Raw genomic sequence first — 13557 nt, forward strand, 5'->3', positions numbered from 1 at the left:
ATGTCAGCATCAAATGAGAAAAATAATCGTTATCTTTTAACTGACTGGAAACCGGAAAACCCTGCCTTTTGGGAAAATAAAGGTAAGCACATTGCCAGAAGAAACCTATGGATATCAGTGAGTTGTCTGTTGTTGGCGTTCTGCGTCTGGATGTTGTTCAGCGCCGTGGCCGTCAATCTGAATAAAATTGGTTTTAATTTCACCACCGACCAACTGTTTTTATTAACCGCACTGCCTTCTCTTTCTGGCGCAATATTGCGTGTCCCCTACTCCTTTATGGTACCTATATTTGGGGGGCGCCGTTGGACCATTTTTAGCACCATTATTCTGGTCATTCCCTGCGTTTGGCTCGGATTTGCCGTGCAAAATACCGCTACTCCGTTTGGCGTATTTATTATTATTGCGCTGATGTGTGGCTTTGCGGGGGCTAACTTTGCCTCCAGCATGGGCAATATCAGCTTTTTCTTCCCGAAAGCGAAACAAGGTAGCGCGCTAGGTGTTAACGGCGGTCTCGGTAACCTCGGCGTCAGCGTGATGCAGTTAATCGCGCCGTTAGTCATTTTCCTGCCCCTATTTACCTTTTTAGGGGTACAAGGCGTACCGCAGCCTGATGGCTCTTTACTGTCACTGGCAAACGCCGCATGGATTTGGGTTCCGCTGCTGCTGCTCTCAACGCTGGCTGCGGGCATGGGAATGAATGACATCGCCAGTTCGAAGGCCTCAATCGCCTCTCAGCTACCGGTCCTCAAACGCTTTCATCTGTGGCTGTTAAGCTTGTTGTACCTTGCCACTTTCGGTTCGTTTATCGGCTTTTCAGCCGGTTTTGCCATGTTAGCGAAAACCCAGTTCCCTGACGTGAATATTCTGCAACTGGCGTTCTTCGGCCCGTTCATCGGCGCACTGGCACGTTCGGCGGGCGGTGTGATCTCTGACAAGTTCGGCGGTGTACGGGTCACGTTAATCAACTTCATCTTTATGGCGCTGTTTAGTGCCTTGCTGTTTCTTACTCTCCCCGGCTCTGGCGAAGGAAACTTTGTTGCCTTCTACCTGGTGTTTATGGGCTTGTTCCTGACCGCTGGTCTGGGAAGCGGTTCGACCTTCCAGATGATTGCGGTGATCTTTCGCAAAATCACCATTTACCGGGTGAAGCTGCGCGGTGGTACTGAAGAACAGGCTCAGCGTGAAGCGGTAACCGATACCGCAGCCGCCCTGGGATTTATCTCTGCAATTGGCGCTGTCGGGGGCTTCTTTATCCCCAAAGCGTTTGGTTCATCGCTGGCGCTGACCGGTTCTCCGGTAGGCGCCATGAAAATATTCCTCGTGTTTTACATCGTCTGCGTGCTGGTGACCTGGCTGGTCTACGGCCGTAAATCACAAAAAAAATAGTCATCCTTTGGCCTGTGCAGGCAACGTTATTCGAAGCAGGAGTTATGTCATGAGTAAACTGTTAGATCGCTTTCGCTACTTTAAACAAAAGGGTGAGACATTTGCCGAGGGGCACGGGCAAGTGATGCACACCAACCGGGACTGGGAAGACAGCTATCGTCAGCGCTGGCAGTTCGACAAAATTGTGCGCTCTACCCACGGCGTTAACTGTACCGGCTCATGCAGCTGGAAAATCTACGTCAAAAACGGACTGGTGACCTGGGAAACACAGCAAACCGACTACCCGCGTACCCGTCCTGACCTGCCAAATCATGAGCCTCGCGGCTGCCCGCGCGGCGCCAGCTACTCCTGGTATCTGTACAGCGCCAACCGCCTGAAATATCCGCTGGTGCGTAAACGTCTAATCGAACTGTGGCGCGTCGCCCTGTCCCGCCAGCCCGATCCGGTGCTGGCCTGGGAATCCATTATCAACGACCCGCAAAAATGCCAGAGCTACAAGCAGGTACGCGGTCGCGGCGGGTTTATCCGTTCCAACTGGAAAGAGCTTAATCAGCTGATTGCCGCCGCCAACGTCTGGACGGTAAAAACCTACGGCCCGGATCGCGTGGCCGGATTCTCCCCCATCCCCGCAATGTCGATGGTCTCTTATGCCGCAGGTACACGCTATCTCTCGCTACTGGGCGGAACCTGCCTGAGCTTCTATGACTGGTACTGCGACTTACCGCCTGCATCACCGATGACCTGGGGCGAGCAAACCGATGTTCCGGAATCCGCCGATTGGTATAACTCCAGCTATATCATCGCCTGGGGGTCTAACGTGCCGCAGACCCGCACCCCGGACGCGCACTTTTTTACTGAAGTACGCTACAAAGGCACCAAGACGATTGCCATTACGCCGGATTACTCTGAAGTCGCCAAACTCTGCGACCAGTGGCTGGCGCCCAAACAAGGGACGGACAGCGCACTGGCGATGGCAATGGGCCACGTCATCCTGAAAGAGTTTCACCTCGACAACCCCAGCGATTACTTCCTCAATTACTGTCGCCGCTATACCGACATGCCAATGCTGGTGCTGCTGGATGCCCGCGAAGATGGCAGCTACGTGCCTGGTCGCATGATGCGCGCCTCAGACCTTGTCGATGGTCTCGGCGAAAGCAACAATCCGGAGTGGAAAACGGTGGCGTTTAACAGCAACGGTGAACTGGTCGTGCCGAACGGTTCGATTGGCTTTCGTTGGGGTGAAAAAGGGAAATGGAACCTGGAGCCGCTGGCGGCTGGCGCGGAAACAGAGCTTTCCCTCTCGCTGCTTGGTCAGCATGATGACGTGACCGGCGTGGCATTCCCCTATTTCGGCGGCAACGAAAACCCACATTTTCGCAGCGTGAAGCAGGAGCCGGTGCTGATTCGCCAACTGCCGGTAAAACATCTTACCCTCGCCGATGGCAGCCGTTGCCCGGTGGTGAGCGTCTATGATCTGGTACTGGCAAATTACGGCCTCGACCGTGGTCTGGATGATGTTCATAGCGCACAAGATTACAGCGAAGTGAAAGCCTACACCCCGGCCTGGGGCGAGCAAATTACCGGCGTGCCACGCCGTCATATCGAACAAATCGCCCGTGAGTTTGCTGATACCGCGCACAAAACGCATGGACGTTCGATGATCATCCTCGGGGCGGGCGTTAACCACTGGTACCACATGGACATGAACTACCGTGGGATGATCAACATTCTGGTGTTCTGCGGCTGTGTCGGACAAAGCGGCGGCGGCTGGGCACACTATGTGGGTCAGGAGAAACTGCGGCCGCAAACCGGTTGGTTACCGCTGGCCTTTGCGCTGGACTGGAACCGCCCGCCGCGTCAGATGAACAGCACCTCGTTCTTTTACAACCACTCCAGCCAGTGGCGCTATGAAAAACTCACCGCTCAGGAACTTCTCTCTCCGCTGGCCGACGCGTCGAAGTTTAGTGGGCATTTAATTGATTTTAACGTGCGTGCCGAAAGGATGGGCTGGTTGCCGTCCGCGCCGCAGCTAAACCTCAACCCTCTGACCGTCAAGGCAAAAGCCGAACAAGCGGGGTTATCTGTGGTGGAATACACCACGCAGGCGTTGAAATCGGGTGATATTCGTTTTGCCTGCGAGCAGCCGGATAGCGGCAAAAACCATCCACGCAACCTCTTCGTCTGGCGCTCTAACCTGCTCGGCTCCTCCGGTAAAGGGCATGAATACATGCTCAAATATTTGCTGGGTACCGAAAGCGGGATCCAGGGAGAAGCGCTCGGTTCAAGCGACGGCATTAAACCTGAAGAGGTTGAATGGCAGTCTGCAGCGATTGAGGGCAAGCTCGATCTGCTGGTGACGCTCGACTTCCGCATGTCCAGTACGTGTCTGTTCTCCGATATCGTGTTACCTACCGCCACCTGGTATGAAAAAGACGATATGAACACCTCGGATATGCATCCGTTTATTCATCCGTTGTCAGCGGCGGTCGACCCCGCGTGGGAATCGAAGAGCGATTGGGAAATTTATAAAGGCATCGCCAAAGTCTTCTCCGAAGTTTGCGTCGGGCACCTTGGGCAAGAGACGGATGTGGTATTGCAACCGCTGCAACACGACTCCCCGGCAGAACTGGCACAGCCGTTTGACATTCAGGACTGGCGCAAAGGCGAATGCGATCTCCTGCCGGGGAAAACAGCGCCGAATATTGCCGTTGTGGAACGTGACTACCCCGCCACCTACGAACGTTTCACTTCGCTCGGCCCACTCATGGATAAGCTCGGCAACGGTGGGAAAGGCATTGCGTGGAATACCCAGGCGGAAGTCGATTTCCTCGGCAAGCTGAACTACACCAAACGCGAAGGCCCGGCAAAAGGCCGACCGCTGATTGACACCGCGCTGGATGCCTCGGAAGTGATCCTCGCCCTGGCGCCGGAAACCAACGGACAGGTGGCAGTGAAAGCCTGGGAGGCGCTGGGCGCGATGACCGGACGCGACCATACGCATCTGGCGTTGAACAAAGAAGACGAGAAGATTCGTTTTCGCGATATCCAGGCACAGCCGCGCAAAATTATCTCCAGTCCGACCTGGTCCGGCCTGGAAAGCGAACATGTCTCCTATAACGCAGGCTATACCAACGTCCACGAACTGATCCCATGGCGCACCCTGTCCGGTCGCCAGCAGCTGTATCAGGATCATGCGTGGATGCGTGCGTTTGGTGAAAGTCTGGTGGCGTATCGTCCGCCTATTGATACCCGCAGCGTCAGCGAAATGCGCGAAGTTCCGCCTAACGGCTTCCCGGAAAAAGCGCTCAACTTCCTGACGCCGCATCAGAAATGGGGGATCCACTCAACCTACAGTGAAAACCTGCTGATGCTGACGCTGTCGCGCGGCGGCCCCATTGTCTGGATCAGCGAGACCGATGCCAAAGAGCTGGGCATTGAGGATAACGACTGGATTGAAGCCTTCAACGCCAACGGCGCGCTCACCGCGCGTGCGGTAGTGAGCCAACGCGTGCCGCCGGGAATGACCATGATGTATCACGCCCAGGAGCGAATCATGAACATCCCCGGATCCGAAGTCACCGGGATGCGTGGCGGGATCCACAACTCCGTCACCCGCGTCTGCCCGAAACCCACGCACATGATTGGCGGCTATGCGCAACTGGCATACAGCTTCAACTATTACGGCACGGTCGGCTCTAACCGCGATGAGTTCATCATGATTAGAAAAATGAAAAATATTAACTGGCTGGATGATGAAGGTCGCGATCAGGTACAGGAGGCGAAAAAATGAAAATACGCTCACAGGTAGGCATGGTTCTTAATCTGGATAAGTGCATCGGCTGCCACACCTGCTCCGTCACCTGTAAAAACGTCTGGACCGGGCGTGAAGGGATGGAATATGCGTGGTTTAACAACGTTGAGACCAAGCCGGGCATTGGTTACCCGAAAAACTGGGAAGATCAGGAAGAGTGGCAAGGCGGCTGGGTTCGCGATGTCAACGGTAAGATAAGACCGCGCCTCGGCGGCAAGATGGGCGTGATCACCAAAATTTTCGCCAACCCGGTGATCCCGCAAATCGATGATTACTATGAACCGTTTACCTACGATTATCAGCATCTGCATAGCGCGCCGGAGAGCAAGAATCAGCCCACCGCGCGTCCGCGTTCGCTGATAGATGGTAAACGGATGGACAAGATTATCTGGGGTCCAAACTGGGAAGAACTGCTTGGCGGCGAATTTTCAAAACGTGCCCGCGACCGTAACTTCGAGAAGATGCAAAAGGAGATGTACGGTCAGTTCGAAAACACCTTCATGATGTATTTACCGCGCCTGTGCGAGCACTGTCTGAACCCAAGCTGTGTCGCCACCTGCCCAAGCGGTGCTATCTATAAGCGTGAAGAAGACGGCATTGTGCTGATCGACCAGGACAAATGTCGCGGCTGGCGTTTGTGCATCAGCGGTTGCCCATACAAAAAAATCTACTTTAACTGGAAGAGCGGTAAGTCAGAAAAATGCATTTTCTGCTATCCGCGTATTGAGTCCGGTCAGCCGACGGTGTGTTCAGAAACCTGCGTCGGGCGTATCCGTTATCTCGGCGTATTGCTGTACGACGCCGACCGCATCGAGGAAGCAGCAAGCACCGAGCATGAAACCGATCTCTACGAGCGCCAGTGCGATGTGTTCCTCAACCCGAACGATCCAGCGGTGATTGAAGAAGCGCTGAAACAGGGGATTCCGCATAACGTTATCGAAGCGGCCCAACGTTCACCGGTCTATAAAATGGCGATGGACTGGAAGCTGGCGCTACCGCTGCACCCGGAGTATCGCACCCTGCCGATGGTCTGGTATGTGCCGCCATTGTCACCGATTCAGTCAATTGCTGACGCCGGTGGACTGCCGCACAATGGCAACATTTTGCCTGCGGTTGAGTCGCTGCGAATTCCGGTTCAGTACCTCGCCAATATGCTTAGCGCGGGCGATACCGGCCCGGTACTGCGCGCGCTAAAACGGATGATGGCGATGCGCCACTATATGCGTTCGCAAACCGTCGAAGGTGTCACGGATACCCGTGCGATTGAGGAAGTGGGCCTGAGCGTTGAACAGGTTGAGGAGATGTACCGCTATCTGGCCATCGCCAACTATGAAGACCGCTTTGTGATCCCAACCAGCCATCGCGAAATGGCGCGTGATGCCTTCCCGGAGAAAAACGGCTGCGGCTTTACCTTCGGTGACGGCTGCCATGGCTCAGATACCAAATTCAACCTGTTCAACAGTAGCCGTATTGATGCCATCGACATCACCGAAGTACGCGATAAAGCGGAGGGTGAATAATGCAAATCCTGAAGGTTATCGGCCTGCTGATGGAATATCCCGACGAGATGCTATGGGAGTGCAAAGACGACGCGCTGGCGCTAGTGGCCAGCGATGCACCCATGCTGAGCGATTTTAGCCAGGCGCTGCTCAATGCGCCGTTACTGGATAAACAAGCCGAATGGTGCGAAATCTTTGACCGGGGTCGGGCCACCTCTCTGCTGCTGTTTGAACACGTGCATGCCGAGTCCCGCGATCGTGGCCAGGCAATGGTCGATCTGTTGGCGCAGTATGAAAAGGTCGGGCTGCAACTTAACTGTCGCGAACTGCCGGATCACCTGCCGTTGTATCTTGAGTACTTAAGCGTGTTACCGGAAGCGGAGGCCAAAGAAGGACTGCAGAACGTCGCACCGATTCTGGCGTTGCTTGGCGGGCGCTTAAAACAGCGCGATACGCCGTGGTATCAACTGTTTGATGCGCTGTTGCTGCTTGCCGGAAGCCCTCTTTCAAGTGACAGCGTCACTAAACAAGTTGGCACGGAAACGCGCGACGATACCCGACAGGCGCTGGATGCAGTCTGGGAAGAGGAACAGGTGAAGTTTATCGAAGATAACGCCACCGCCTGTGACAGTTCACCGTTACAAAACTATCAACGACGCTTTAGCCAGGACGTGGCACCTCAATATGTCGACGTCAGCGCGGGAGGCCCGAAATGATACAGTACCTGAACGTCTTTTTTTACGATATCTATCCGTACCTGTGCGGTACGGTGTTTATCCTCGGCAGTTGGCTACGCTACGACTACGGGCAATACACCTGGCGCGCGTCTTCCAGCCAGATGTTGGACAAACGCGGCATGGTGCTATGGTCAAACCTGTTCCACATCGGCATTCTGGGGATCTTTTTCGGACACCTGTTTGGCATGTTAACGCCGCACTGGATGTATGCCTGGTTTCTACCGATTGCGGTAAAACAGCAGATGGCGATGATTGCCGGCGGACTTTGTGGCGTGCTGACGCTGGTGGGTGGCGCGGGTCTGCTGGTGCGGCGACTGACTAACCCGCGCATTCGCGCAACCTCCTCGACCGCCGATATTCTGATCCTCTGCGTTCTGCTGATTCAATGCATCCTCGGTTTAACCACTATCCCGTTCTCTGCACAGCATCCTGACGGCAGTGAAATGCTAAAACTGGTCGGTTGGGCGCAGTCGGTGGTGACCTTCCAGGGCGGTGCGTCTGCGCATCTGGATGGCGTGGCGTGGATTTTCCGTGTGCATCTGGTTCTGGGGATGACCATTTTCCTGCTGTTCCCGTTCACCCGACTGGTCCACGTGTGGAGTGCGCCGTTTGAGTACTTTACCCGCCGTTATCAGATAGTGCGTTCGCGCCGCTAATTTTCTCTGCTGCCCGGTAGCGCTTGCGCTTACCGGGTCTGGATCGCTATCCCGCTTTTTGTACGTTATGATGCTTCTCCATCCCAGGGAGAACGCTAATGAAACCACAGGTTTATCACGTCGATGCATTTACCTCGGTACCCTTTCGCGGCAATTCAGCGGGAGTGGTATTGCATGCTGACGGATTGAGTGACGCCCAGATGCAGTTGATTGCGCGTGAGCTGCGTCATTCGGAAACTGCTTTTCTACTGACCAGTGACGACAGCGATGTTCATATTCGCTACTTCACGCCAACGGTCGAAGTGCCCATCTGTGGGCATGCTACCGTCGCCGCACATTATGTACGCGCCAACGTGTTGGGGCTGGGTGATACGACCGTCTGGCAAACGTCACTCGCCGGTCGTCATCGGGTCGATATTGAAGCGAGTGACAATGACTATCGCATCAGTCTTGAACAAGGCATACCTGGATTCGAAGCTCCGCTGGAAGGTGCTGTACGTGCCGCGATAATCGATGCACTACACCTGAGCGAAGACGATATGCTGCCCGGATTACCCATTCAGGTAGCCACCACCGGACACTCTAAAGTAATGATTGCGCTGAAGCCTGAGGTGGACCTCGACGCCCTTTCCCCGGATTTGCCTGCCCTGACCGCTATCAGCCAGCAAATTGGCTGTAACGGGTTCTTCCCTTTTCAAATTCGCAAGGGCGAAAACGCCACCGATGGCCGCATGTTCTCGCCCGCTATTGGTATTGTGGAAGATCCGGTTACCGGCAATGCCAACGGTCCAATGGGCGCGTGGCTGGTTCAACATGGATTGATGCCGCATGACGGGAAAACGCTACGTGTTCAGGGGCATCAGGGCCGTGCGTTGGGACGCGACGGTATTGTTGATGTGACGGTGACTATCCGTGATAACCAGCCAGAGAAAGTGACGATTTCCGGCTCTGCCGTGATCCTGTTTCACGCCGAATGGGCGATCGATTTTTAAATCTTCACGTAGGCCGGATAAGGCGATAACGCCGCATCCGGCATGACTTCCGATGCCCTTATTTCCCCGCCTCCGGATGCGTATCAAACGCCGCCATAACCGTCGCCAGCTCATCCAGGGTAAACCCATGCTTCACGTCATCTACACCCAGTCCAAACCGTTCCTGCAACAGCGTATACAGGCTGGCGACGTCAGGCAGATTAATCTGCTCTACCGCGTGACCATCCTGATAATGAGTAAAGTGGAAATTGGTCAACGTCAGCTTGCCGCCGTCGGGTAAATGGCGACACATCAGCAGATGGTGGCGGAAATGCGACTGCGGCCAGTGCGCGGACCAGAAATTGCCCATCAGATAATCGCTGTGATGTTGCACCACCAGATCGAATCGGTACATTGATTGCCAGTGATCGTGATGGCGGAACTGCAGGATCCAGTCGTCCCCCTCCTGAACCAGGCGATATTCGCCGTGTGGCGTTTGCTGCTCAATGTCGGCCTGCAGACGAATCGGTGCCGTCAGCGTTTGTCCGCCGAATCCAACGTCGGCGATCCACTGTTCACCCTGCAATTCAACCAGTAACAGACGATGCGTGCGCGGCGGCAGGCTTGACGGATTCGCCAGCACCACGCGACCGAGCAGGCTGCGTACGTTAAAACCGATTTCGCGTAGCGCCCGCTCAAATACCCCATTTTGTTCAAAGCAATAGCCACCGCGGCGGGCAGTAACCAACTTCTCTTCAAGGGACAAATCGTCAAGCTGCATTTCGCGCGGCAGCAGCACATCAAGATTTTCAAAGGGTATGGCACCGTTATGCAGTAAATGCAGCGCTCTCAACGTTTCAATGTCAGCGTTGGGCACATCTGACCAGCCAATACGGGCAAAATAAGCGTTTAAAAAAGGCGTCATACGGGATTCCTGTTTGTTGAATGTTGTACTTATAACGCATTTTTACTTTTACGCCGTCGATTTTGTGCGTTGTTCACCCCGGCGAGGCGACAAAATCGCTAATCCCGTTACTATCTATGTTTATTGTGATGTCATTTTTATGTTGTCGAGGAGTCGCTATGAGTCATTTTCGTCCGGTTGAATTACAACACGCCAGCCGACTGCTTAATCACGGCCCCACCATTTTGATAACCAGCCGTGATGCGAATACAGAACGGCGCAATGTGATGGCGGCCGCGTGGTCAATGCCCGTGGAATTTGACCCACCGCGGGTGGCCATTGTTGTCGACAAGACCGCCTGGTCGCGCGAACTGATCGAGCGTAGCGGTCAATTTGGTATTGTGATTCCAGGGGTTGCCGCGACAAACTGGACCTATGCCGTCGGGAGTGTTTCTGGCCGAATAGAAGATAAGTTCAACTGCTACGGCATTCCGGTGGTCAACGGCCCGGTATTGGGATTACCGCTAATAGAAGCCAAGTGTCTCGCCTGGATGGAATGCCGCCTGCTTCCTGCCACAGCGGCCCAGGACAAATATGATACCTTGTTTGGCGAAGTGGTTTCTGCCGCTGCCGATGAGCGGGTATTTGTGCAAGGACGCTGGCAGTTTGATGATGGCAAACTCAATACCTTGCATCACCTTGGCGCCGGAACGTTTGTCACCAGCGGGAAACGTATAACAGCGGCTGAATAATACGGGCGCAATAATCGCCCGTTCTCGTTCACATGCTGTAGCCGGGTTTTTTAATCAACGTGTCCATCTGCGGTGCGATTTCCGCATCCCACACGCCCTGCCACGCGTCAGGCTCAATTTCATTGAGCGCTACGCTGACCGAGCTGTCTTTGCTTTGCAAATGACGAATAATGACCTCGGTAATATCCGCCGCCAGCGCGGTTTTTTGTTCGTTGGTAAGGGAGCGAGGAAAACATTTGATATCGACGTGCGGCATAGCAGATTCCTTAATGTTTTGGGATGCAGGTAACTTATGCGGACTCTCGTTCAACCAGGTGAAATCCGACATCAATAATATCGTCTTCACGCGGGATTTGTTCGATACGATCGGCAAGCAGCGAGGCCGCGCGTTGTCCAATGGCCCGTCGGTCGACGCTGATTGTGGTGATAGCAGGCCGGTTACTGGCGGCAAAATCAAGATCGCCAAAACCGATAACCGCTAGCTCCTGCGGCACGCGTAAACCACGGCTTTCGGCTTCCATAATCGCCCCCTGGGCTAAGGTATCTGAGCTACAGACAATGACATCAAAAGTGTGATCAGCCAATAGCTGCGTCAACCCGCTGCGCCCCAATGCCAGAGAAGCCGGAAGCGGGACATCTACCAGTGCGTCAGCCGCAATACCATGACGTCTCAGCGCATCGCACAGTCCTTGTTTACGCTGGCCGGCCCGGCGATCGGCTGTCCATAGCAAACCGGGACGGCGATAACCTTTTTTCAGCAAATAGTCTGCCACCGCCTGACCCACTTTTTCATGTGAAAAACCGACCAGCATATCGATGGGCGTTGGCGTTAAATCCCAGATCTCCACCACCGGAATGGCCGCATTAAGAATCACCTTTTTCAACTCGACGGTATGATGGATACCGGTGAGCACGACGCCATCCGGGCGGCGAGAAAGCAGCGTCGCCACCAGCTCAGCTTCAGTTTGCGGCGTGTAACCTGATACGCAGAGCAAGATGTGGTATCCGCGTTCAGCCAGTTCATCGCTTAATGACTGGATGGTATCGACAAACATATTGTTATTAATTTGCGGGACAACCACGGCGATAAGCTTGCTGCGACGCGACGCCAACCCCCCGGCCAGCGCGTTGGGGATATACCCCGTGGCGCGTACCGCCTGCATCACTTTTTCCACCGTTTTCGGGCGCACCAACTGCGGGCTATTTAGCGCCCTGCTCACCGTCATGGGTGACAATCCTGCAGTACGGGCAACATCTTCCAGCGTGGGTGCTCGCGGAGGTCTGGCGTTTTTCACTGTCGATGCCCTTGTCAAAAATCGCTGATTTACCCTGGCATTATTCATCATGATTTCGGCTATTGCCAGCGCCCCTCCACCATAGCACAGAGAAAACAGCAGCTTAGCGTATTATTACCAAACAAAATGATAGCGCCATCATATAACGTTGTGCATTTTCCCATAAAGTATTGGAATGTGATGCTGTTTACAAGTTTCCGCCCTTTCATCTCTATATTTGTGAGCAATTGTTCAAATCACAATCAATTCACTGGCGCACTGATTGCGCCAACACTAAAAATGTTAGCGCAATCATTTGTTATCACCAGGAGAAAATACTATGCCTTTAAGCGCTAATTCCGATGCCGTGACCTATGCCAAATCGGCCAATGGAAAAACCGCGGCAGAAACTGGCGACCGTATCGAGTGGGTCAAGCTGTCCCTGGCTTTCCTTCCTCTGGCAACACCGGTAAGCGATGCCAAAGTGCTGACCGGTCGCCAGAAACCCTTAACCGAAGTTGCCATTATCATCGCCGAGATCCGCAGTCGCGACGGATTCGAAGGCGTTGGATTTAGTTACTCCAAGCGGGCTGGCGGCCAGGGAATCTACGCGCATGCCAAAGAAATTGCCGATAACCTGTTAGGCGAAGATCCAAACGATATCGACAAGATCTATACCAAGCTGCTGTGGGCTGGGGCTTCCGTAGGGCGCAGCGGCATGGCGGTTCAGGCTATCTCCCCTATCGATATCGCCTTATGGGATATGAAAGCCAGGCGTGCAGGGTTGCCGCTGGCAAAACTGCTGGGTGCGCATCGGGACTCCGTGCAGTGCTACAACACCTCCGGCGGATTCCTGCATACGCCGCTGGATCAAGTGCTCAAAAACGTGGTTATTTCACGTGAAAACGGTATTGGCGGCATCAAACTCAAGGTCGGTCAGCCAAACTGCGCCGAGGATATTCGCCGCTTAACCGCGGTACGTGAAGCGCTGGGTGATGACTTCCCGCTGATGGTTGATGCCAATCAGCAGTGGGATCGGGAAACCGCCATCCGCATGGGACGTAAAATGGAGCAGTTCAATCTGATCTGGATTGAAGAGCCGCTCGACGCCTACGATGTAGAAGGCCACGCTCAACTGGCCGCCGCACTGGATACCCCGATTGCTACCGGTGAGATGCTGACCAGCTTCCGCGAACATGAACAACTGATCCTCGGCAATGCCAGTGATTTTGTGCAGCCCGATGCGCCGCGTGTGGGCGGGATTTCTCCGTTCCTCAAAATTATGGACCTGGCGGCAAAACACGGACGCAAACTGGCTCCCCACTTCGCTATGGAAGTTCACCTGCATCTGTCCGCCGCTTATCCGCTTGAGCCATGGCTGGAACATTTCGAATGGCTGAACCCGCTATTTAATGAACAGCTTGAGCTGCGCGACGGGCGGATGTGGGTATCTGACCGTCACGGTCTGGGGTTCAGCATCAGTGAACAAGCGCGCCGCTGGACGCAATTAACCTGCGAGTTTGGTAAACGTCCTTAATTGACTTTGGCGGGTAAATAACACCCGCCC

The 13557-nt window shown here is 54.4% G+C and carries 11 protein-coding genes; 8 read left to right on the forward strand and 3 right to left on the reverse strand.

What is annotated here, in order from left to right; translation table 11 throughout:
* The 6 genes from OGX91_RS00795 to OGX91_RS00820 all read left to right on the forward strand — a co-directional run bounded on the left by OGX91_RS00795 (position 1) and on the right by OGX91_RS00820 (position 9081).
* Positions 1-1386: a NarK family nitrate/nitrite MFS transporter gene (locus OGX91_RS00795; RefSeq protein WP_149692287.1), complete on the forward strand. Its 1386-nt coding sequence runs from the start codon at positions 1-3 to the stop codon at positions 1384-1386.
* Positions 1387-1435: 49 nt separating this feature from the next.
* Positions 1436-5176: a nitrate reductase subunit alpha gene (locus OGX91_RS00800; protein ID WP_286625166.1), complete on the forward strand. Its 3741-nt coding sequence runs from the start codon at positions 1436-1438 to the stop codon at positions 5174-5176.
* On the forward strand, positions 5173-6717 hold the full coding sequence (narH, locus tag OGX91_RS00805) for a nitrate reductase subunit beta (protein WP_151219257.1): 1545 nt from the start codon (positions 5173-5175) through the stop codon (positions 6715-6717). Before OGX91_RS00800 ends, narH begins: the two co-directional genes overlap by 4 nt.
* Positions 6717-7412 (forward strand): nitrate reductase molybdenum cofactor assembly chaperone, encoded by a 696-nt coding sequence (narW, locus tag OGX91_RS00810; RefSeq protein WP_040231033.1) that lies wholly within the window; start codon positions 6717-6719, stop codon positions 7410-7412. The genes narH and narW overlap by 1 nt, the downstream gene beginning before the upstream one ends.
* Positions 7409-8089 carry a respiratory nitrate reductase subunit gamma gene (gene narI / locus OGX91_RS00815; RefSeq protein WP_003020109.1) on the forward strand — a complete coding sequence of 227 codons (681 nt, stop codon included), beginning with the start codon at positions 7409-7411 and terminating at the stop codon, positions 8087-8089. The genes narW and narI overlap by 4 nt, the downstream gene beginning before the upstream one ends.
* Positions 8090-8187: 98 nt before the next feature.
* Entirely contained in the window at positions 8188-9081 is an 894-nt protein-coding gene (locus OGX91_RS00820; RefSeq protein ID WP_005126789.1) for a PhzF family isomerase, read from the forward strand.
* 58 nt (positions 9082-9139) lie between these two features.
* Here OGX91_RS00820 and nhoA read toward each other — a convergent pair whose 3' ends face one another.
* The gene (gene nhoA, locus OGX91_RS00825) at positions 9140-9985 is read right to left on the reverse strand and encodes an N-hydroxyarylamine O-acetyltransferase (RefSeq protein WP_005126788.1); all 846 of its coding nucleotides are present in this window, start codon (positions 9983-9985) and stop codon (positions 9140-9142) included.
* A 158-nt stretch (positions 9986-10143) separates the two neighbouring features.
* Here nhoA and OGX91_RS00830 point away from each other — a divergent pair, with 158 nt between their 5' ends.
* Positions 10144-10716 (forward strand): flavin reductase family protein, encoded by a 573-nt coding sequence (locus OGX91_RS00830; RefSeq protein ID WP_005126787.1) that lies wholly within the window; start codon positions 10144-10146, stop codon positions 10714-10716.
* A 28-nt stretch (positions 10717-10744) separates the two neighbouring features.
* Here the strand turns inward: OGX91_RS00830 and pptA are convergent, their stop codons facing one another.
* Both pptA and OGX91_RS00840 read right to left on the reverse strand, forming a co-directional pair.
* Complete coding sequence (gene pptA, locus OGX91_RS00835; protein WP_005126786.1) at positions 10745-10972, reverse strand: tautomerase PptA; 228 nt, start codon at positions 10970-10972, stop codon at positions 10745-10747.
* Between the two features lie 34 nt (positions 10973-11006).
* On the reverse strand, positions 11007-12059 hold the full coding sequence (locus OGX91_RS00840; protein ID WP_502873325.1) for a LacI family DNA-binding transcriptional regulator: 1053 nt from the start codon (positions 12057-12059) through the stop codon (positions 11007-11009).
* 271 nt (positions 12060-12330) lie between these two features.
* Here OGX91_RS00840 and OGX91_RS00845 point away from each other — a divergent pair, with 271 nt between their 5' ends.
* Positions 12331-13527, forward strand: a complete 1197-nt coding sequence (locus tag OGX91_RS00845; RefSeq protein ID WP_286625170.1) for an L-talarate/galactarate dehydratase — start codon at positions 12331-12333, stop codon at positions 13525-13527.
* The last annotated feature ends 30 nt before the right edge of the window (positions 13528-13557 follow it).

The organism is Citrobacter sp. Cpa228, assembly GCF_030333085.1.
Lineage (GTDB): Bacteria > Pseudomonadota > Gammaproteobacteria > Enterobacterales > Enterobacteriaceae > Citrobacter > Citrobacter pasteurii.

Excerpts from the sequence above, each read along its gene's own strand:
- OGX91_RS00840 (WP_502873325.1), bottom strand. The coding sequence starts at position 12,059 with ATGAATAATGCCAGGGTAAATCAGCGATTTTTGACAAGGGCATCGACA.
- OGX91_RS00800 (WP_286625166.1), top strand. The coding sequence starts at position 1,436 with ATGAGTAAACTGTTAGATCGCTTTCGCTACTTTAAACAAAAGGGTGAG.
- OGX91_RS00830 (WP_005126787.1), top strand. The coding sequence starts at position 10,144 with ATGAGTCATTTTCGTCCGGTTGAATTACAACACGCCAGCCGACTGCTT.
- OGX91_RS00820 (WP_005126789.1), top strand. The coding sequence starts at position 8,188 with ATGAAACCACAGGTTTATCACGTCGATGCATTTACCTCGGTACCCTTT.
- narI (WP_003020109.1), top strand. The coding sequence starts at position 7,409 with ATGATACAGTACCTGAACGTCTTTTTTTACGATATCTATCCGTACCTG.
- pptA (WP_005126786.1), bottom strand. The coding sequence starts at position 10,972 with ATGCCGCACGTCGATATCAAATGTTTTCCTCGCTCCCTTACCAACGAA.
- narH (WP_151219257.1), top strand. The coding sequence starts at position 5,173 with ATGAAAATACGCTCACAGGTAGGCATGGTTCTTAATCTGGATAAGTGC.
- nhoA (WP_005126788.1), bottom strand. The coding sequence starts at position 9,985 with ATGACGCCTTTTTTAAACGCTTATTTTGCCCGTATTGGCTGGTCAGAT.
- OGX91_RS00795 (WP_149692287.1), top strand. The coding sequence starts at position 1 with ATGTCAGCATCAAATGAGAAAAATAATCGTTATCTTTTAACTGACTGG.
- OGX91_RS00845 (WP_286625170.1), top strand. The coding sequence starts at position 12,331 with ATGCCTTTAAGCGCTAATTCCGATGCCGTGACCTATGCCAAATCGGCC.
- narW (WP_040231033.1), top strand. The coding sequence starts at position 6,717 with ATGCAAATCCTGAAGGTTATCGGCCTGCTGATGGAATATCCCGACGAG.